General features: G+C 44.2%; 15 protein-coding genes. 5 read left to right on the forward strand and 10 right to left on the reverse strand.

The window, feature by feature from the left end; all coding sequences use genetic code 11:
- Positions 1 to 2,321, reverse strand: a 2,321-nt coding sequence (locus CH376_RS18180; RefSeq protein ID WP_100788286.1) for a sensor histidine kinase, incomplete at its 3' end; no start/stop codon positions are given.
- Positions 2,322 to 2,558: 237 nt separating this feature from the next.
- Between CH376_RS18180 and CH376_RS18185 the strand changes: the two genes are divergently transcribed.
- Complete coding sequence (locus CH376_RS18185) at positions 2,559 to 3,857, forward strand: glycosyl hydrolase family 18 protein (protein ID WP_100786215.1); 1,299 nt, start codon at positions 2,559 to 2,561, stop codon at positions 3,855 to 3,857.
- 293 nt (positions 3,858 to 4,150) lie between these two features.
- On the opposite strand, the gene pepN is transcribed toward CH376_RS18185, so the two are convergent.
- From pepN to CH376_RS18215, 4 genes are all read right to left on the reverse strand, one after another.
- Positions 4,151 to 6,673, reverse strand: coding sequence for an aminopeptidase N (gene pepN, locus CH376_RS18195; RefSeq protein WP_100786213.1), 2,523 nt, complete (start codon positions 6,671 to 6,673; stop codon positions 4,151 to 4,153).
- A gap of 17 nt (positions 6,674 to 6,690) precedes the next feature.
- Entirely contained in the window at positions 6,691 to 7,947 is a 1,257-nt protein-coding gene (locus tag CH376_RS18200; RefSeq protein WP_100786212.1) for an MFS transporter, read from the reverse strand.
- Positions 7,948 to 7,956: 9 nt separating this feature from the next.
- The gene (locus CH376_RS18205) at positions 7,957 to 8,529 is read right to left on the reverse strand and encodes an NUDIX hydrolase (protein WP_100786211.1); all 573 of its coding nucleotides are present in this window, start codon (positions 8,527 to 8,529) and stop codon (positions 7,957 to 7,959) included.
- Positions 8,530 to 8,812: 283 nt separating this feature from the next.
- A complete protein-coding gene (locus tag CH376_RS18215) occupies positions 8,813 to 9,091 on the reverse strand; it encodes a hypothetical protein (protein ID WP_100788287.1) in 279 nt (92 codons plus the stop codon).
- A gap of 178 nt (positions 9,092 to 9,269) precedes the next feature.
- Here CH376_RS18215 and CH376_RS18220 point away from each other — a divergent pair, with 178 nt between their 5' ends.
- The 4 genes from CH376_RS18220 to CH376_RS18235 are packed head-to-tail and all read left to right on the forward strand — an operon-like array spanning position 9,270 to position 14,554.
- On the forward strand, positions 9,270 to 11,294 hold the full coding sequence (locus CH376_RS18220) for an ATP-dependent helicase (protein WP_100786208.1): 2,025 nt from the start codon (positions 9,270 to 9,272) through the stop codon (positions 11,292 to 11,294).
- A gap of 1 nt (position 11,295) precedes the next feature.
- Positions 11,296 to 11,943 (forward strand): tetratricopeptide repeat protein, encoded by a 648-nt coding sequence (locus CH376_RS18225; protein WP_100786207.1) that lies wholly within the window; start codon positions 11,296 to 11,298, stop codon positions 11,941 to 11,943.
- Positions 11,847 to 14,171 (forward strand): LIC_12586 family protein, encoded by a 2,325-nt coding sequence (locus tag CH376_RS18230; RefSeq protein WP_243394752.1) that lies wholly within the window; start codon positions 11,847 to 11,849, stop codon positions 14,169 to 14,171. The genes CH376_RS18225 and CH376_RS18230 overlap by 97 nt, the downstream gene beginning before the upstream one ends.
- Positions 14,141 to 14,554: a hypothetical protein gene (locus CH376_RS18235; protein WP_100786206.1), complete on the forward strand. Its 414-nt coding sequence runs from the start codon at positions 14,141 to 14,143 to the stop codon at positions 14,552 to 14,554. The genes CH376_RS18230 and CH376_RS18235 overlap by 31 nt, the downstream gene beginning before the upstream one ends.
- A 97-nt stretch (positions 14,555 to 14,651) precedes the next feature.
- Here CH376_RS18235 and CH376_RS18240 read toward each other — a convergent pair whose 3' ends face one another.
- The 5 genes from CH376_RS18240 to CH376_RS18260 all read right to left on the reverse strand — a co-directional run bounded on the left by CH376_RS18240 (position 14,652) and on the right by CH376_RS18260 (position 20,771).
- A complete protein-coding gene (locus CH376_RS18240; protein WP_100786205.1) occupies positions 14,652 to 16,454 on the reverse strand; it encodes a methyl-accepting chemotaxis protein in 1,803 nt (600 codons plus the stop codon).
- 524 nt (positions 16,455 to 16,978) lie between these two features.
- Positions 16,979 to 18,244, reverse strand: a complete 1,266-nt coding sequence (lpxB, locus tag CH376_RS18245; RefSeq protein ID WP_100786204.1) for a lipid-A-disaccharide synthase — start codon at positions 18,242 to 18,244, stop codon at positions 16,979 to 16,981.
- Positions 18,198 to 19,046, reverse strand: a complete 849-nt coding sequence (locus tag CH376_RS18250; protein WP_100786203.1) for an LpxI family protein — start codon at positions 19,044 to 19,046, stop codon at positions 18,198 to 18,200. Before CH376_RS18250 ends, lpxB begins: the two co-directional genes overlap by 47 nt.
- A gap of 6 nt (positions 19,047 to 19,052) precedes the next feature.
- Complete coding sequence (locus tag CH376_RS18255) at positions 19,053 to 19,295, reverse strand: FmdB family zinc ribbon protein (RefSeq protein WP_100786202.1); 243 nt, start codon at positions 19,293 to 19,295, stop codon at positions 19,053 to 19,055.
- Between the two features lie 42 nt (positions 19,296 to 19,337).
- Entirely contained in the window at positions 19,338 to 20,771 is a 1,434-nt protein-coding gene (locus tag CH376_RS18260; protein ID WP_100786201.1) for an SH3 domain-containing protein, read from the reverse strand.
- Positions 20,772 to 20,775: the final 4 nt, after the last annotated feature.

Raw genomic sequence — 20,775 nt, forward strand, 5'->3', positions numbered from 1 at the left:
AGGTTTACGATCCTGCTGCCTTTTCCCGGAGAAGAATCCAACAATACTTCCCCGCCGTGCGCCAAGGCGATTTTTCTTACGATGGAAAGTCCGAGCCCGGTTCCCTGGGGTTTTTTTGTCTGAATTACGGAACCGTAAAACGCTTTTTTGAGATCTTCGCTCAAGCCCGGTCCGTCGTCCTTAAAAACGATATAGAGCATTTCCGATTCCTTCTCGATTCTGACGGAGAAACTTCCTTTATCTCCTATCGCATCGGCCGCATTTTTTGCGATATTTAAAACCAGTCTTCTGATACGAAGCGGATCCAACTTCACTTTTCCATCGGCGAGAATTTCGAAAGTAAGCCGAACTCCCGTGTCTTCGAAAAAAAGTTCGAGATCTTCCTTGACTCCTTCGAAGTATTCTTCGATATCGACGGATTTTAAATCCAAGATGATTCGTTTTTTAGAAAATTCTAATATATCCAATGAAAGATTTGCAAGAGCTTCAGTTTCTTTTTTTGCCTGTGCGATCCCGATATGCCGATCGGGGTTTTCACTTTGATCCATGTTTCTGAGAATTTTTTGAATGAGCGTAACGTGATGTCCTATGTCGTGCGCTATCTCCGCGGAAAGTTCTCCTATGATCGCCAGTTTGTCTCGGTCCTGTCTCAATAAGTTCTGAATGGAAAGGGCAAGTGCGTAAGCGATTCCTTGCACCCAATCCATCTCCGAATCAAGATTTAGAAAACCCTGGATCGGAAGATCTAAGATCACGAAATTTGTCTGATTGCTCTGAACCGGAAGCAGAAGTCTGTCGTTTAACAAAGAAGGCGTGGATAAGGACGATAGATTTATCTCGATCGTATTGTGCGAAAGAAGTCCCGAAACTTCGCTTATGCGGAGATCGTTTTCGGTGTCGATCGAATATTGTTTCCAGTTGGCGGAATTCTGTTCGGGAAGATATATGAAAAGTTCTTGGTTCTTTCTGATATTTTTAGAAAGAATTTCGAGCGCGGTTTGCGTAGCAGAGGCGAAAGTGGAAGAAGACATGATTTCTCTTGTGGAAGAAACTAGGGTTTTCATCTGATGCGAAAGATTTTCAGATTTGTTAAGCGAAGTGGAAAAACGTCTCGAAATCAGAATGGCATGGGAGGCTATCAGAAAAATTTGACCGTAAGGAATCAGATAAACCGAATTGGTGACGTTGTTCGTTACTACGATATCATGAATCGTACAAAACATGACTCCGATATACCCTATAAAAAGAATCCAGACCCCTTCGTATTTTTTAAAGATTCCGTAGATTAATAGGATTGCCCAGCAGGGAATGACCGTCAAAAAACAATACGCCTGTGTCGGAAACAACGTTAGTGTATATATCTGATTCGGCAGAAGCAAGACCGCTACGGCCGCGACGTAAATAGGAAAGTTGAAATAGGCTCCGTATCTTTTCCAAAACCTGGAAGGAGAAAAACGATACAAGAACGCGTATAAAACCGGCGCAGATAAATAAACCGAAATGTATTCTAGTCGGTTTAAAAATTCCCAAGATAAATTGGGAAACAGTTGATGTCCGAATCTTTCCCCCGTCGTCAATGCGCGGATGAAGATTAAAGTACAGTGAATCGAAAACAAAAGCGGAGTCGGGTCCTTTTTTCGGAAAAGGAAAAACAATAGGTTGTAGACCGCCATGATCGCCGCGGAAATACAAACGGCGAAACCGATGCCGTTCTTGATTTGATTTTCTTTAAGAACGTCTTCCAGTTTCCCTATCTTGATCGGAAACCAGTAACCTCCCCAACGATTTTGAAAATTGGAAATATGAAACGTCAAATTTATTTCGCTCGAATTCGGAAGCGAAATAACCTGAGGATTGTATTTCGCCGAAGACGTTTCCTTTGTGATACCGAATTTTCCGGCCGATGCGATGAGAAGTCCGTTCGCATAAAGGTTGTAAGCTGTTCCTTCGTCCGGAATCGAAAGGGCCAGATTCGTAATATTCTTCGGAAGTAATACTTTCAGTTCGTAAGTTGCAAAACCGTGGCTTTCGACTTTCTCTCCGAAGAAGTCGATTTCGTTCCAATTAGAAGGAGCCCTATTCAGTATAAATCGATTTTTTGTAACGGACTCGGTCCGATCCGGAGACACCAGTTGATTCCAATAAAATTTCCATTCTCCGGAAAGATTGGTGCTCTTATGTGCGTTCCAATCCCATTGCGTTAGATCCAAAATTCCATTCTTAGCCTGAGGCGCGTCTTCATAGGAAAGTCCCAAGTAAGCGCAACTAGAGAATAACGGAAAGAAAAGAATCAGAAAATTAATACGAACAAAACGAAGCATCGGATTTCATCACAAAGAAAGCCGAAAATGGAGAAGAGGTCAATAGGAAAAGAGCGGCTATGCCTTGAAAAGAATCAAAATTCCAGAAGAAAGAATTAGGAAGGGCAGCTTTCCGGAGTGCGAAAGAATATCGAACTATAAGAATGTCGAGGAGATCGTAAGGATATATAAAACGAAAAGATTCTTTTCACTTTCCTATTCGAAAGACCTTAAATTTGATGGCAGTAAAAACTCCGAATGAAATCTTTCAAATTAAATTTAATATTAGTTCTATTCCTTCTCTTTTCAATCTCCTTGATCATTATAGGTTTCGCCTTTCGGTGGAGCTGGAAAGAAATTTCCAATGATCCGAGTATTCTCATTTTTTTCGAAGCGAATTCGGAAAAGGAAACAACGACTTCGAAACAATTCTTAGCCTCGACCTGGTCTTCCGATATCATCGCGATGACTGAAAACATTCGATTGTATGACGAGATTCATCCTTTTCTTTATACTCTGGAGGGCGGAAGGAACAACACGGGGAATATCGTTTCCGTCTGGAATCCTAAGGCGCAGGAATTTTATATTTGGGCTCTTAAGAAGATTTCGCCAAGGACTAAGATCATCCCGACGATCTTTCGATGGGAGAATGATTTTGAAAAAATCTCAGATGTCATCGGCTTGAACGGAAATACTAAAATCCGCGACTATCATATCGGACAAATTCTGAAAGAGATAGAAAAATACGACTATGACGGAATTGATATCGATTACGAAGGAATGACATGTGAGAAGAAGGAAAGTTTTGAATCCTTCTTAACCTTACTTTCCGGAGAATTAAAAAAGAAGAATAAACTTTTGTCCGTTGCGATTCATCCGAAAACTTCCGCGGAAGAAAAATCCGAATATGCGTGCAAGGGTTTGAAAAAACCGATTTCGGTAGATTTCTACGAAGCCTATCGGGGACAACTGACGCACGACTATGAATTTTTGGGAAAGGTCGCGGACAAGGTCAAGATTATGGCCTATGAACTGTATCCTCGGAAGAACGCCTTTCCCGGTCCGGGGCCGCAGGCTCCTTCCTGGTGGATAGAAAAGATATTAGAATATTCTACTAAACGAATACCTAAAGAAAAGCTTTATATGGCGATTCCGACCTACGGATACGATTGGCCTTTGAATTGTGATATCCCTTCAAAGGCGGTATTTTTTTCAAGGGCGCAGTTCATCAAAAAAAATTGGAATCCGCGTCAGGAAGAACCGACCGACGTTCTTAAAATATTCAAAGAAGCGAGGAAATCCGGAGACTGGATATATCTGAGGCCTTATCTCTACAGACACGAAGGTCACGTTTACGACGATCCTTCTCTTTGGTACACGTTAGGCGGTTGTGATCGGGTCGCTTTTTATATGAATCGGAGATCCTTCGAGACTAAGATGAATCTTCTCAAAAAATTCAACATTCGGGGGTTTTCTTTTTGGCAACTCATTCAGGACAACGATCCGGAAATTCATTCCTTTCTCAAAGAAATGATCGAAGCGCCGGAAACGAATTAGATTTTTTCCTTGGTCGATTTTTTAAAAAAGCCTCTGTTGCTGCGGCTCTTAAGTAAAAAAAATCGCACACGATCGAAAGACTTCCGCGGTGCGGTTGAGCATAACGTGATATAAAGATCTCGTTGCGCGGAGAAATTGAGCCGTTTTTTTATAACGTTTCTTTCGTTATACTTCGAATTCCTTTGAAGAACCTTGTCGAACCGCGGACTCAAATTTCTTTGAAAAGATTGCCGAATAAAAATTTCCAAGTTCTACGAAATCGGCAATCCCATGTTTGAACCGTTGCGACGATCTTATTGTTTGGAAAGAATTTTTACGGTCCTTTCCAAATCGTCTCTGTGCTGTTTGAGATCTTTTTTTAAGAGAGCCGGAATTTCTTTCTCTTCCTTTAAAAAACGATTCGTTTTGTCCACGAGGCCTTGGTTCGGTTCCACTCCCGGAAATAAGATATTTCCGTACGCAGAGGAGAAGTGAGAATCCCGTTCCTTGTAGATCCTGATCACGTTTTGAAAGTATTTGTCTTCGTAGATCGACAAAATTTCTTCCTGGTGATCCCAATAAAATCCCCTCATTCCATAACGAAGCATATCCGTCGAAAATTTCGTTTTCGGATCGTTGAATTCTTTCCAAGCGATTGCCTTTGTGTTCGCGTTTGGAAACGCAACTTTGGCTCCGTACGCTTTTTTGGCTCCGAGATCGGAAGTGTCGGTTTTCTCTTCCTTTTCAACGAGGTCTAACGCGTCTTTGATTCCGAACGCGGAAAGCCTCGTCAAGATGCTCCATCTTCTTTCCTGGTCGATCTTGATTCCAGGGATCGTGATTCTTCCGTCCAAAAGTTCGCGAAGATAATTCAATTGTGTTTGAGTGCGCGAAGTTCCTTCGAGCATTCTGTACCAGACGATTTTTTCCTCGTCTTTGGTCTCAGGATCGAGAAGCCCTTTTTTAGCGAGCTCGTTGAGTTTTGTGGACCATTCTTCTCTGTATTCTTTTTTGAGATAACTCGCGGCGATCGAAGAGGCTTTGGTTAGAATATGACTGCTCCTCACGGAAAGGTCTTCCTCTTTGATTCCCTGTGAGAATACGATCTCCAAAAAGTCCTTCGGTGAAATTTCGGCGTCCCGCGTCATCTGCCACAGAGAACCCCAGAGAATTCTTCTTGCGAATCTGTCCTTCAATTTGTTAAGCGAAGTCTTTAGTAAAGCAATCGAATCCTTTGGGAGATAGGTTTTGGCGTAGGCGTGGTCGTTCGTGTTTAATACGACTATTTCGGAGTTTCCGGAGTTTTTGTAAGGAAGAATCGTTTCTTTTCCTTTTACCACGATTCTGTTCTTCCAGGCGACCTCGAAAGAATCTCCTTTGAGAGAAAATATCGTGACCTCCAACGCGTGAGTCCGATACAATCCGTTTTTTTCGGAGGGAAGTTGTCGAATCAGTAGGTGATCCTCCTTCCATTCCGGAAGGAGCGTGTTAACTCCGGTCGTGTCGAGCCATTCTTTGCTCCAGCCTCGGATATCGATCCCGGAAGTTTCGGACATCGTATCCAAAAAGTCTGTCTGAATCGTATTGGAATTTGCGAATTTTTGGAAGTATTTCCGCATCGCTTTTCGAAACGATTCTTCTCCGATATAATACATCAGCTGACGCAACACCGAAGCTCCTTTCGAATAAGAGATACCGTCGAAGTTGCTAATTGCGTCTAACGTGTTCTCGGCGGTTCCTGCGATCGGATGTGTTGTGGAAAGCTGATCTTCCCTGTAAGCCCATTCTTCTCTTACGTAAAAATGTTCGAGCGCGTCCGGAAAAAGTTTTCCGTGCGACATCGCATAGTAGGAAAGATAATCCGCAAAACTTTCGTTCAACCAGAGATCGTTCCACCATTTCATCGTGACAAGGTTGCCGAACCACATGTGAACCATCTCGTGATAGATCGTGTTCGCTCTTCCTAAATACTCGGAATAAATTCTCGGGCTTCTGAAGATGTAATGTTCCGAAAACGTAACCGCGCCCACGTTTTCCATAGCTCCCATGTTGAATTCAGGAACGAAAATCTGATCGTATTTTCCGTAAGGGTAGGGGACTTGGAAATAGGATTCCAAAAATGAAAAGGATTCTTTTGTGATCGCGAAGATGTTCTCCGAGTCCATAAACTTTGCGAGGGACTTTCTGCAGAGAATCCGCAGAGGAATGTCGTTGTATTTGTCTTCCCAGACTTCGTACGGTCCTACGATCAGAGCGAACAAGTATGTCGAAAATAACGCGGTCTTTTGAAATTGAATCCGGATTCTTTCTTCTTTGATTTCCTCTTTGGAAGGAAGCGTGTTGTGAACGTATTTCCAAATTTTGGGTCCGCTCAGTGAAAGTTCGTAAGTCGCTTTGAGATCGGGTTGGTCGAAACAGGGAAACATTCGATGAGCTTCAAAAGGTTCGAAGTCTGTGTGGAGATATTCCGATCCGTCGGCTGGATCTTTGAATTGATGAAAGCCGGATCCGCTGTGGTTGTATTCGTTCGTATATTTGATTTTGATTTCGTTCTTTCCGGGTTTTAAAGAATCGCCGGGAAGATCGAGACTCGAATCGGTTTTTGTGTAACCGGAAAATTCTTTTCCGTTTAACAGAAACACTTCGATCTTCTTCGTGACGAAATCGATTTTGAGTTTTCCCTTTCCTTTTCCGGTATAAAAGAATAGAATTTTTGTCTCTCCTTGATAAGTGGGAGATCCGGATTTTAAATCCAGATGAATGGAATAGCTGACTTGATTGACGAGACTTGCCCTTTCTATGGCTTCAATTTGTGTGAGTACGTTGGGAGCATCCATTCTATTCTTTTTTCCTTTTACATGATGTCTTTCAGTTCCATCTTACGAAGTCGGGGAGCGATCGCTCCTACGAAGCCGACCGTAAGAAGAGTAAGCGCGCCGCCCGCGACGATGGATCTTTTGATTCCAAGCCATTCTGCGGTAACGCCGGATTCGAATTCTCCGATCTCGTTGGAAGAACCGATGAAGATATGATTCACCGCGGAAACCCTTCCTCTCATGTGATCCGGGGTATGCATCTGAACGATCGTATGACGTATCACGACGCTCACCATGTCAAAAGCGCCGGCCGCCATAAGACAGAGAAACGCAATTCTCCAGTCCGTTGAAAAACCGAAAAGAACGATACAAATTCCGAAACCAAAAACGCAGGAAAGAAGAATCCAGCCTGAATTTTTTTTCGGAGGTCTTGCCGCGATGAAGAACGCGCACAAAACCGCTCCGACTCCCTGCGCCGAGCGAAGAATTCCGAAGATCTCCGGACTCTGACCCAAAATTCTTTCCGTAAAAGAAGGAAGAAGAGCCACGGCGCCTCCGAAGAGAACCGCGAAAAGATCGAGTGAGATCGCGCCTAAAATGATCTGATGACTGGAAACAAATTTCCAACCGGAGCTGAGACTTTGCCAGATCGTTTCTCCGATCTCGGGATTTTCCGGAACAGGCTGACTTTTCACAAGAAGCATCATCAAAAAACCGGAGCTCATCAGAAGCAGATCCACCGAATATGCAAAGTAAAGACCGAGAACGATCAACATCCCCCCGGTAAGAGGACCGAGGACTAATGAAGTCTGCCAAGCTATTCCGCTCCAAGTCGCGGCGTTCGGAAAGGTTTCCTTGTCAACGAGCTGAGTTTGAAACGCCGCGGTCGCAGGATTGAGAAATCCTCTCGCGATTCCCGAAAGAAAAATGACTCCGTAGATCGGATAGACTCCGAAGTCCCTTAAAATCCATTCCATATTAGGAACCACTAATATAAGAAGAAGGAGGGAACAAATCGAAAGAAGTCCGAGCGCTGAGGAAACGATTTTCTTTCTGGGAAAGGAATCGATTACGAGACCGGAAAAGAGCGCCATCGTTATGGAAGGAATCGCCTCGGTTAGACCGATAAAACCAACGTGAAGATTGCTTCCGGTCAAATGATACATCTGCCAACCGACTACTGTGGTTTGGATGCTGATCGAAAGAGTCACCATAAATTTACCGAGGAGAAAGGAACGGTAGTCGGCGATTCTCAACGCTTGAAAAGGATCGTGTTTTTTTTGAGTTTGGGTCATCGTTTTGTTCTAAAGTGGATGTTTGATAAAATACATTCCCAGAGCCGCGACCATCATCCCGTGATGAAGGATATTTTCGGAGATAAGGTTTGGAATGTTTTCGAGAGGAGTTTCAAAAATTTCAATTTGTTCGCTTTCGTCCAAATCTTGGTCGTGAAGTTTGCGAACGTTTTTCGCTACAAAAGTATGACACCAGTTGTTTAAGATCGCGGGATTACCCGTAACCTTTCCGAGATATTCCCATTGATCGGAAACATAACCGGTTTCTTCCACGAGTTCCGCTTGCGCCGATTCTAAAAGAGTCTGTTTTTCCGCGATCCCGCCCGGGATTTCCAGACTGAAACGATGGATGCCGTGACGGTATTGATCGATGAGAAGAATTTTGTTTTCAGGCGTAAGTGCGATCACGTTCACCCAATCCAGAGATTCCAGATGAAAGAATTCCTTGGAAACTTTTTGATCGGGGGAGGTCGTGTGGAAGGAAACGAGCCTGAAGATCGGGGTCTGGATCAGATCTTTACGATTTTCTTTGGACCAGAGATGAGAGAAAGGATCGTATGATTTCGGTTGAAAGGGTTTCATCGGTTCCCACTTTTTTGAAAGGAATTTTGCGGTCGGAATTTCGACAAGATCGGGGAGGAGTTTGTTTTCCTAAAGATCATTCAATTTTTCTAATGGAGAAGATTTTGAAGAGGAGTTTTTGTAGGAGTTCCTACAAAGAAAGAGAGGGGCTTTGTGCTTGCAAAATTACGGTTTTCTGATACGGGAAAATTTCCGGAGTTTTCCCGCCGCCTCACCCCTCCACCCAAGATCAGGGTGGGGCGCGCGGTTTTCACGGAGGGGCGTCGGAATTCCGACAGGTTCTTCAACCGGCCCAAACGCCTCCTGGATAAGAATCCGATTCTTCCGTCTTTGTCTTTGTATCCTTTCCGAGCGGAATCTCGCGAGAATAATTCAAAGATTCTTCCTTTGTGGGAGTTCCTACAAAGAAAGTGAGAGGGCTTTGTGCTTGCAAAATTACGGTTTTCTGATATGGGAAAATCTCCGGAGTTTTCCCGCCCCCGCCCTCCTCCACCCAACACAGGGTGGGGCACGCCGACTTTACGGAAGAGGTCGGAATTCCGACAAGGTTTCCGTTGGGCATTTTTTTCCAGTGAAAACGATCTCATCTTCCCTCCATTCTTTTCAAACCTCGGTTTTTCTCCAAGAGAGAAATCGGCTCAAGAAAAGGTAGGAACTCCAATTCTAATCGCCCGTTCTTTAGAATTCCCAGCGTACAGGATTGACAGAATCTTTCCCGCTCTAATTATGTCACATGTCCCATGAAGCTCAATCCTGAACAGGAAAAAGCCGTCCGCCACGTCGACGGCCCGATTCTCATATTTGCCGGCGCCGGTTCCGGAAAAACCCGCGTTATCTCCAATCGAATCGCGCATTTGATCGAGAACGCCGGGGTTTCCGCCGGCAAGATCGTAGCGCTTTCCTTTACGAACAAAAGTGCGAGAGAAATGGAGGAACGGGTTCGGAAGATGATTCCTAGACAGAAGTTAAAGGGAATCGTACTCTCGACGTTTCATTCCCTCGGTCTCAACATTCTCAAAAAACATATCGGACTGATCGGATACAAACATCCTTTCCTTCTTCTGAATCAAAACGATCAGGAAGGTTTCGTAACTACATTACTGATTGCTAATAAAGTAGAGCTCAAAAAAACTAAGGTTTCCGAAATTCTCGGAAAAATTTCCAGAATCAAAAACTCGGGACCGAGTTACAGGGAATATCTGGATTCTTCGCTCGTGGAATCGGATCAGATCGCCAATCTCATCTTCGACAGTTATCAGACATCTCTCAAAGAGCAGAATTCACTGGACTTTGACGACCTCATTCTTCTCCCGGGAGTTTTGTTAAAAGAATTCGCGGAAGTCAGAGAAGAGTATCATAAGAAGTTTCAATACTTCATGGTGGACGAGTTTCAGGACACGAATCAAACCCAATATACTTTTTTGAGGGCCCTTATGGGAGAAAATCGAAACCTCTGCGTGGTCGGTGACGACGATCAGTCGATCTACGCGTTTCGAGGATCCGATCTCAGTTTGATTCTCAACTTCGAACAGGATTTTCCGGAAAGCAACGTTGTGCGTCTTTTGGAGAATTATCGTTCCACACAGGTTATCATCCAGGGAGCGAATTCGCTTATCAAAAACAATCTCTCGAGAAGATCGAAGGAACTCTTTTCTTCCATTCCCGGAGGAAGAAAGATCCGTTACATTGAAAGAATGGACGAAAAGGACGAGGCCGCCTACGTCGTCGATTGTATCCGAGAAGAAATCATCAAGGACGCAAGAATCGGAAGTCAGATCGCGATTCTTTTCAGAACGAATTTTCAGACAAGACCTTTCGAGGAAGAACTCAGAAGCAGATCGATTCCTTACAAACTTATCGGCGGATATAACTTCTTTGATCGGAAGGAAGTCAGGGATATGATTTCCTACATACGACTCATCGCTAACACAAGAGACGACGCGTCTCTTCTCAGAGTATTGAACTACCCGAAACGCGGAATCGGTCCGGGAAGTATTTCTCTGATCCACGAAAAGGCGGGACATCTGAAGGAATCGCTCTACGAAATTCTTTTCCGAGTCTGCGAATCTCCCGATTTTATCCCGGGTTTACAGAAAAAGATCCAGTCTGAAATTTATAATTTCGTAAACCTCGTCGAACGGACCAAAAAGAAGTTCGCGACGATGCCCAAGATGTATCTGGCGTTTCGCGAGTTCATCCAAGAGGTGGGAATCGAAAAAGAAATCCTTCTCGAAGAAAAGGACGAGAAGGTCGCAAAGGCTCGGACGTTCAATCTTTCCGAACTCGTAAACATGATGTCCTACTTTGAGGAGAATCATGATTCTCCCGAGAAGCCGACCCTTTTTGATTTTATCAATCGGCTCAATCTTTTGATGGAAGACGAAACTCCTTCCGACGACGACAAGGAAGATAACCGGGTCCAGCTTCTCACGATCCACCAGTCGAAGGGGCTCGAATTTGATTCGGTTTATGTCGCCGGATTGGAAGAAGGGATACTTCCTAACTCTCGAGTGCTAACCGAAGAATCCTCGGTAGACGAGGAGAGGCGCCTTCTCTACGTGGCCATGACCCGAGCCAGGAAGCATTTATGCTTGACAGGGGCCGCAAATCGACGCAAATTTGGGGAGCAAATGGCTACCCAGGCCTCCCGGTTCTTGACAGAAATCGATCCGGAAACATTGGACTGGGTTTCTAATGAAGAATCCAGGGAGCAGGAGACGGCAGACTTCTTCGCGGAACTGGAAAAATTGAAAACAGGATCGTAGAATGGCTTTAGATAAAAAAATACTGACTCTGGTAACAATATTTGTTCTTACCGCCTGTGCAAGCGGTCAGAAATCCGTGGACAACGGCCTTTCTCAGGAATCGGCTGTCCGCGCGAAAATTCAGGGAATCGATTCCCAACTTTCCATTTCATCTTTGGACGAAAAGAAGCGTTCCTCTCTCCTCATGGAAAAGGCAAAACTTCTCCTGCAAATTGAATCTTATAAAGAAGCATCGATCGTTTTAAAAGAGATACAAAATTCTAAAGAAGGGAAGGGGCTCGAACACTTAGACCATTACCTTGGAACCGCTTATCTGGGAATCAACGACACGGAGAATGCGATCGTTCACTTTAGAAAATCCGAAACGGTAGATAAAAACTACGAATCGACAACCCGCAGAAAAATGTATGCAAAGGCTCTTTACCAAGAAGAGAAATACGGTCTCGCTCTTGGTATCTTAGGCCGCGCTTCGAGAGAGAAAGATTTTGAAAAAGACATTCTTTTCTACGAAACCGTTGCCAATAGTTTTATGAGAATCAAGGAATTCAAGAGATGCCAGATCGTTCTGGAAGAGGGTCTTCAGAAATTTCCGGAAAGCCCGGCCCTGAAAGAGATCCAGGAAAAACTTTCTCAGGTTCTTCCAAGATAATCCGTTCTATATTCAGTCTCTCCTTCATAGACCGGGTTTGGCGAAAGGCAAAGTCCTTAGCGCCCGGTGATCTTCTTCGTTTTCTTGGATCCTTCTTTGTCTTCTTAAAAGAAAATCGAAGAGTCAAGTTTATTCTGATCGCCTTTATTGTTCTCCTCTGCGGCCACGCGATCGTCGTGGAATCGGTCGGATATTACGTAAGAACCCGTCTCCTGGACCTGCGCGGACTCAAGGAACTTTCCCGTAACTTTATCAACCAAGAACTCGGCCGCGCTGTGACGCTCGGCGTGGTGGAATACGACTTTCCGAACGCGGTCGTCTTTGAGGATTTTAGAATCTCTTCCGAAGAAGATTTCGCGCTCAATCATATTCTGTTCAGGACGAACAAAATACAATTTCGTCTCGGCGGTCTGTGGAAGGGCCAACCGTATATCAAAGGAATCGTGGTCAAAGATTCTTCCATCAATATCGATCTTCAGGACGCGATTGCGGGAGAGTTGATCGGCTACGTCCAGAAAATCAACATTCCTGAGATACGTTTGCTCAATACTACGATTACGATCTCAAAAGGCGGAGAAGAAGTTCTCAACGCGATCAAAGGAATCGACATCGTAATCACCAAACATCCCGAAGGTGTGATCGTTAAGGTCAGCGATTCCCTGTTTCCGCTGCCTTATTCGAGATTTATACAAGGAACTTTCGAGACGAAATTCAACTCCGAAGAATCCAAAAGTATATTCCGTTTTCAGAATGTGAAGGCTGAGAAGATCCGGGGACTTTATTCCTTATTCGGAAAAATGCTTCTGACGTCCGGTAAAATTTCGGGTGAATATGAAATTCTTCTCAATGGAAAAAAACTTTCGGTAAACGGAAGGAATCAATTTACAAACGTCTCCGGTAAGATACAACAGGACCTTCCTTTGGGCCTGAAAATTCCGGATCTTAAGGACGCGGATCTGATTCACGAGATGGATCTCAAACTCGACGAAACCGGGGAAAAACAGATTCATACTTTTACTAAAGAGGAGAACGTTTTCCGAGTAACCTACGGACTCAATCCCAAAAAACTCGCGGTTTGGGAGATGTATGCTGATTGGAAGAATATTCGCGAATTAAAATCCATCTTTCAACTTCCGGGCGACTTGGAAATTCTCGAAGGACAATTCAATCTTAAAGGGAAATGGGAAGAAACCGGAAATTATAACGATTGGATTCGGAGTAACGTTTCTTTCCATCTTTTGGGTTTCCACTGGAAGGATCCGTTTTTTGACTTTCGTTTCGATCAGATAATCGCGAACGTTCTTCCGGGTAATCTTCTTGAGTTCAACGCAAAAGGAACTCTGTTTCAAGAAACCCTCGCGATGTCCATCGCGGGGAAAACAGGATGGAAAAAATCTCCGCGTGCGAACGGCGCGTTTTTTTATCCTTTCTACAACGACTGGAAATGGGATTTGGAATTGGCTCGGATCTCGGTAAAAGATTTTCTTCCGATCTATCATTCCTTGAAGAATTGGATTCGAACGGATATCCGCACACGACAAGAAAAACTAATTCCTGAAATTCGGTGGACTCGAACTCCATTTTACAAATATCTAATGGAGTATTTTACGGCTACGGTCCACTGGAAACTCAAATCATTTCGAATTAAGGAAAAGGATTTGGGAAGGGCGAGCCTCGACGGAAAGATCGTTCCATTCTTCTCCCGATTGGATTTGAAAGGATATCAAAACGAAACGCAGTATTTGGAAGGATTTGCGAACTTCACTTTCGGCCAGGACAATCCTTATATGGATTTCAGATTGAAGATCGCGGAAATGCCTTGGGAAGAACCGGTGAATGGTTTTTGCGGATCGTGGATTATGCCGGAAACCGTGACGTCAGATACGACGATTCGTCTTTTTGGAGACGACTTTTTGGCGCTTCACAATTCTTTGAATATTTTGCATAACGTGAGTTTTAACGCTTCCCGATTTCAAGACAAACGTTCTCTTCCTTTGAATCTCCGGGAACCGTTCGACTTCGGTTACGAACTGAATCTGCTTCCGACCCTGTCTTATTACAGAAATATTTTTTGGAAGAATGAATCCGCGGATCTTACCGGTTACGGCGCGGTCGAACCGAACCGGATTCGAATCAGCGCGAACGGAAAACTAAACGAAACTTTTATCAGTCGAAAATTTAAGGAGGAAGCAGGGGAATGCAAACTGGAATCAATCGGAGACAGATAATTCTCATTTCTTCCGGAATCTTACTCGCGATTCTTCTTTGTTTCGGAATCTACCTTTACTTTTTCGGTTCTGCAAAGCAAGAATTCGACCGTCGATCTTCGTCGAGAGCGGATCTGATCGGAACCTGGAGAGTGGCTCCGATTCATCCTTTGGTTCAAATCCGATTCCTGAGCGAAAAGGAGGCGGTTCTTTTGGAAGAGGAAAAAGAAACCAAACTGTATCTTTTGGAAGACGGAGAAGGCCTGCAACTTAGAAGAAGAGGCGAGGAAACTCCGAGCGGTTATTTTTTATTTCGAGAACTCAAAGCAAACACTTGGCAGGGACTTTGGGGGGAAGACCTTGTGGTGTTAAAAAGAATCTCCGCCGAAAATCAAACGCGTTAGTTGATTCTTTAAGTTTATTCGTCCGTTCTATTCATTTTAAGAGAGATAGATCGATGGATGATTCCCCGTTAACGATCTATTTTCCGGTCGATAGATTTTACACTTTAAAAAATTCAAATTCTTGTTTCAATCTTCGGGCTTGGCTCGCTAAACTTCCGGAAAGAACGTCTATCTCGGAAACGATCCCGCTTAGGAATTCGGTGTTTTCGGAAATGGTCGAAATTGTCTTACTAAATTCCATAGATGTTTGCGCCTGTTCGAAGGTATGATTGCGGATCTCTATAGAAGATTTTTCCAAATTAGAAAACGCCTTTCGAACGCCTGCGCTCGCATCTAATTGTGTGTGAGACATCTCGGCGACCTTGCCGATTCGATCGATCGTAGAATCTACCGTATCGCCGATTTGATTAAAAGTTTTCTCCGTGAATTCTATAATTTCGCTTCCTCCCTTTGCGGCGGACAATGCTTCGGTGATTGCGGCTTTGATACTTTTTGCGTTCTCTTGTGTTTTGTTCCCGAGGCTGGAGATTTCCTTTGCCACGACCGCAAATCCTCTTCCGAAGTCTCCCGCTTTTGCGGCTTCGATCGCCGCGTTTAAGGATAACAAACCGATCCTATCGGTGATATCATGAATTACCGCTACCGTATCGCCCATCTTTTCGGAACTATTTTTAATTTCTTCAATTGCTTGGATGCTACCGAGAATCGCCTGTTTTCCATTCGCCGTTTCAACTTTCATTTTTCCCGCGTCCTTTTCAGTTTCGCCTAACGAGCCATTGACTTTTCGAATGGTTTCTTCCAGTTCGAGAAGCGAATCGGTCGCAAAATTTACGATGGAGGTTTGGTTTTCCGCTCGGTCCGCGGTGGATTGGATGGACGCAATCATCTCTTCTACGCCGGCGCTCATTTCTTCGGTGGAAGCCGCTTGTTCCTGCATTCTTTTCGAAAGCCCGACCGTGTTTTCTTCCAAGCGTTTCGAACTTTCGGAGAGATTCTTCGATTCCTCGGAAACCTTTTGAACGATAAAACGGAGTTTTTCTACAAAATCGTTTATTTGTTTGTTACTTCTGCCGAGTTCGTCCGATGAGATCATCGGAAAAACGTCGTCTAGTTTTCCGGCGGACATTTCTTCAAAAAAATTTACTAAGTTGGCAACGTTTCGTCGAAGCGATCCCACAAACAGTCTTGCGGTAATCAATAACGTAACCGCGATGAAAAAAATGGTCAACGTAAGCGGAATTACTACGTCCCGCAATTTTATCCAACCGGCCGTCTCTTCCACGAGGAAATAGCCGATTACGACGACCGGCGAAATGACGATGGAGCCAATCGTTGCGACAGTTCTGATATATAGGGAAATTTTTCGAACCTGGTCGTTGGGCACATGAATGGAACGAATGGAAGCGGCTTCGAGTACGGGCACGAACTTAGCTTCCGTATAAAAAAAATGTGCAACGGCTAAGATTGGATAAATTATGGGAGGCAAAAAAGCGAAAGGTATGATTTCGAAAATGGACATACCGAATCCGTATCGAAGTATCAGCACGGATTGGATTAGGCCTCCGGTCCACTGAACAATAAAAAAAATAGTATTGAAAATCGGAAAATTAAGAAGATTTCTTTTGACCTCCGCTTTCTCTTTGTATGTCAATTTCGCCCAATTCTCGCGTCTTAGCGGTTTTAACATTCTTCCAAGATAAAGAAAACGAATCGCCGATACATAGTAAGATAAAGTAAGAGTCACGATCGCAACAATATTAAGAATTACTGATTTGCCGAAATCGTAGCCGCCGGCAGTTATGATAAATAAGACGGCAAGGGGAACCGTAATCGCGACGGTCATCAATTCTAATCCGATCGTTAGGTTCCAGCGTAATTTTCTAGATTCATTAGATTCCATTTATAGAGCCTCATATATTTCGTTCGTAGATAAATGTCTTTATATGTAGAAAGGGAAAGTATCTAATTTTTAGATAAGAGCGACTAACGTCCTAACGGTAAAATGATGAACTCACGATCCGACTTTGTCTTATAAGACAAAGTAGATCGTTGGAAAATTCGGATTTCCCATCTTCGGATTCGGATTCTCGATTCTTACATAAATATTTAGCATAGAAAAAATGACCCCTAAAAAAGCCATTTTGAAATACGCGAGCGATAAACGCCGACAGTGTACGACCGTAAATAAGGAACAAAGCACGTATTCAAAAACGCATCGACCATGTTATCGGAAAGAAATCGAAGTGTCTTCGGGCAACAATAGAGGGGAATAGCAGCCTGGAGTTAGACGATTCTTAAGCGGAGATTGGGAAGGTTGTATGGATTTGGAGGAGCGCCCCTGAAATCCTTTTTGGAATACGAGATCCGTTTGAGAAAAAGTTTTTTAGAGATCGATACGATCTCTTGAAAGCGGTTCGCCCCAGTCTATTTTCTCGGAATCCCTTTGATCAGTTTTGTGATTTCGCGGGCGGCGTGTCTGGAAGAATTTTCGCTGCCGAGCGATTCTTTTACTTTGCGGATTTCTTCGATCGCTTTGGCTCTATACTTTTTATTTTCCAGAAGATCGATCGATTCTGCGACGATATGAACCGGAGTGCATTCGGCTTGCACCAATTCTCTGCAGATTTCCTTTCCGGAGAGAATGTTTACGAGCCCGATGTTCGGTGTCCGGATAAAAAGGGAACCGATCGCATAAGTAAACATGCTGACTTTGTAAAGTATCACCATCGGTTTTTCGAAGTAGGCGACTTCCAAGGTTGCGGTTCCCGAAGTCACGAGAACCAAATCCGAGGCTTCGATCGCTCTTAGGGATCGGTCGAAAAGATATTCGACTTTCAGATGAGGGTATTTTGTTTTAGCGAGTTCGATTTGTTCGAGAATATACAATTCTTCTTTTTGATTGATGTTCGGGAGTAAAAACCGGACTTTCTTTTTTTCCGATTCGTAGTGTTGGGAAAGTTGTCCCGCCGTTTCTAAAAGATCGTTTAAGATTCTTTTGATCTCTCCGCTTCTCGATCCGGGCATCAGAGTAACCACCGCGTGGAAATGGGTTTTGTCTTCGGGTTCGGTGATCGGCGCTTCTTTGCGAATTTTTTCTCTGAGACGCACCGCTAACGGATGACCAACGAACTCGCAGGGAACTCCGTAACGATCGTAGATTTCCTTTTCAAAAGGAAATAGGACGAGCATAAGATCGATCGTCTCCCGGATTCCGTAGATACGATTGAACTTCCAAGCCCAGAGTTGAGGAGAAACGTAAAAGATCACGGTGATTCCGAGTTTTTTCAATTCTTTCGCGAGTCGAAGATTGAAACCGGGATAATCGATCAGAATCGCGTGCGTGCAATTTCTTTCCACGGCTGCGTCGAGAAGTCTTCCGATCAGGGCTTTTAAGAATCTATATTTAAAAAGAATCGCAGAAAATCCGATGATGGAAAGTTCTTCCATGGATTCGATGGATTCGAAACCTTCCTCGATCATTCGTTCCCCGCCGACGCCGAACGTTTCGAGATCGGGAAAATTTTTCTTGAGTTCTCGGATCAATTCTCCGCCTAAGAGATCTCCCGAATGTTCTCCCGCGAGCATAAGAATTTTCGGATCTTCCCTTTTGAGAGGCGCACTTTCGCGTTTGGGCGCGGGATGGCTACTTGATTTTTTTGGTTGTAGAGTTGATTTTCGTAAGGTTGCCACTGCCGATACTCAAGATGTGAATTTTCAGTTTTTCTGCAAGGTTTATAAATTCTTTTGGATGAACTATGATCGTTTCTCCGGTTCTCAGGGCGAGAGTTCCGCAATTGTTCTCGTGCATTGTTTTCAGGGTTTCTTCGCCCACGGTGGGAAGATCGAAACGATCGTCTTGACGAAGTTTAGAACTTTTGCATACGATTGCCTTTCCTTTTTTAGCGAAGGAACCGCCCCTTGCGATCGCGAGATCCGTCCCTTCCACCGCTTCGACGGCGAGGACCGATTTGTCGAGAACTACGACGGTCTGACCGATATCGAGTCCGGCCATTTTTTCGGCGTATTCCATTCCGAACGCGACGTCTTCCAATTCCTTTTTGCTAAGAGATTTTTTTGTGAACCTTCCCTCCGGTAGAAAGAGGGATTTTAAATACGTCTTTTGAGAGATGATCGTGATCTTTTCTTTTGCAAATTCGTCCGAGACGGTCTTAAAGATGGAATAATCGTGTTTGTTGACCATTCTCGCGAGAAGGCTGATCGCTTTTAGGTCGAACTTAAGATTTTTAAAGATGATTTCTTTTTTTACCTTTCCCAAAAGAAGAAGGCGATCTATATTCTGTTGTTTGCATATCTTCATCAAGGTTCCGATCTTAACGATATGAATCGGGAGATTGCGGTCCGCGTATTCACCCACTTCGAATTCGGATTCTATGATGGAGAGCAGGAGAGGGTCTTCGCCGGCGCAAAGAGCCTCTTTCATTCCGATATGCGGAAGTTCTCCGGCGCCGGCAAGGATTCCTAATCTTCCCACTCAGTCTTATTCCGAAGAGGATGCTGAGGAGGTAGTAGATCCGGAAGATTCTCCCGAACCGCTTTTTTTATAGTCGGTCACGTAAAATCCTGTTCCTTTGAAGATAATTCCGGAACCGTTGGAGATCATTCTTTCTACTTCCCCTTTTTTTCCGCAAAGAGGACAATCCCGGATCGGATCGTCCTTCATGGAATGGAACTCCTCGAACGTTTGTCCGCAGGCTTTACATTTGTAGTCGTATGTCGGCATATTGATTCTCTTTATTAGGATTTTCTAATTTATGATCGCTCGTCACGGAATAAACTTAAACTGAAAAACGCTGACGCTCGATTCTCCGTTTTCTCTCGCCATCGGAAGACAAAGTCTCCATCTGATGCCGGAACTCGCATCGATCGTTTCCAAGGAATCGATCCCAGAAAGAACCTTTTTTTCCGAGAGCGTGAGTCCGCTGTTAAAACCGGAGCCGTTACTTTGTATATTTAGACGAAATCTCTTCTTAGAAAAATTATCCCCGGTAATATATCGATTCCGATTGATGGAAATACTTTCCTTATCGATTGCAATTTCAAAGGCCTTGTTTAAATCCCCCGGCGGGCCCGCAAACAAAGTAAAGACGGGAGTACTTTCGTCACCGCCTAAAAAGGAAACGTAAAATTCCAGATCTCGAAAAGGCTCTTCCACGCTCCGACAAATAAAATCGTATTTGTTCTTGGAAGAATGAAGAACGATGCCGACATCGCCGTCTAACGCGATCTTTTCGGTGAGATGATATTCTCCCTGAAATCCGAACGGTGCGGAAGATTCTTTCCAGGACTCGAAATCCCAAACGGGCGCGCGGTCTAAGGCGCGAAAGGATTCTTCCATTGTTTGCGAAATGCTTAGATCGGGTGAAACGTTTTTTAAGAATCCGGAGAAGATCCAACCGACGGCGCCGTTTCTCAGATCCAAAACCTGATTCCAGGTTCCGCGTTTTCCGGCGATCGTTTCCGTGCGGGAATCCCGATCCAAAATAAAGACGGTTTCTCCGCCCTTGAATTGAAACGCGATCGGGTTTTCCGTGCCGGGTCCGGTTCTTACGTTGAGATTCTTGCCTTCGATCTCCGCCTTACTCGCGCTAAACGGAGAATCCTCTCTTCCCGAAAAATATTCGAGAAGTCCGGAAAGTTTCGCTCTTCCATTCTCATCCAATTCTTTCGCGGACCCGGAGGCGAGCGATTTAAGAAGAGCTTGGTTGTATTCGTTGTAGAGCGGAAGAGGGTTCGAAGAAATCAGTTTTGTGAGATTTCGGGAAAGGACGTCCGAGGTTTCGTATTCCGCGCCGAGGGTCAGTTTTTTACAAAGGGCTCTTGTTTTGAGAAAGGATCCGTCCGGAAGAAACGAAAAAAAACGATCTTCGAAAGTGTAGATCGTCCTTCCGGAAACTTCCCGCTTCGCAAATTTGAGTCCCGATTTTTCGGAAAATTTCAGAGCGAGCTTTTCTTTTTTTTCCGCGGGTAGAATCAATAAGGAAGAATTGAATTCCGCCAGCGCCATCGACGCGAAAGAATAGTCCTCTAAATCGGGATCTTTCTTTTTGATAACTTCTAAAACGACGTCGTCCCAGTTTCCTTTGGAAAAATTCTTATAAACGGAATCGGTTTTCCGGGTTAGAAATTTCCAAGTAAGGAAAGCGAGTAGAACGGAAACAAAGACAAGGCCGAGGAAAACAAAAAAACTCTTTCTCAAGTCC

Source organism: Leptospira adleri, from assembly GCF_002811985.1.
Classification (GTDB): Bacteria; Spirochaetota; Leptospiria; order Leptospirales; family Leptospiraceae; genus Leptospira; species Leptospira adleri.

Bases quoted from the DNA above. Each gene is read 5' to 3' on its own strand.
- CH376_RS18215 (WP_100788287.1), bottom strand. From the start codon at position 9,091: ATGCCCAACGGAAACCTTGTCGGAATTCCGACCTCTTCCGTAAAGTCG.
- CH376_RS18235 (WP_100786206.1), top strand. From the start codon at position 14,141: ATGCAAACTGGAATCAATCGGAGACAGATAATTCTCATTTCTTCCGGA.
- CH376_RS18205 (WP_100786211.1), bottom strand. From the start codon at position 8,529: ATGAAACCCTTTCAACCGAAATCATACGATCCTTTCTCTCATCTCTGG.
- CH376_RS18185 (WP_100786215.1), top strand. From the start codon at position 2,559: ATGAAATCTTTCAAATTAAATTTAATATTAGTTCTATTCCTTCTCTTT.
- CH376_RS18255 (WP_100786202.1), bottom strand. From the start codon at position 19,295: ATGCCGACATACGACTACAAATGTAAAGCCTGCGGACAAACGTTCGAG.
- CH376_RS18240 (WP_100786205.1), bottom strand. From the start codon at position 16,454: ATGGAATCTAATGAATCTAGAAAATTACGCTGGAACCTAACGATCGGA.
- CH376_RS18225 (WP_100786207.1), top strand. From the start codon at position 11,296: ATGGCTTTAGATAAAAAAATACTGACTCTGGTAACAATATTTGTTCTT.
- CH376_RS18230 (WP_243394752.1), top strand. From the start codon at position 11,847: ATGCCAGATCGTTCTGGAAGAGGGTCTTCAGAAATTTCCGGAAAGCCC.
- CH376_RS18220 (WP_100786208.1), top strand. From the start codon at position 9,270: ATGAAGCTCAATCCTGAACAGGAAAAAGCCGTCCGCCACGTCGACGGC.
- CH376_RS18200 (WP_100786212.1), bottom strand. From the start codon at position 7,947: ATGACCCAAACTCAAAAAAAACACGATCCTTTTCAAGCGTTGAGAATC.
- pepN (WP_100786213.1), bottom strand. From the start codon at position 6,673: ATGGATGCTCCCAACGTACTCACACAAATTGAAGCCATAGAAAGGGCA.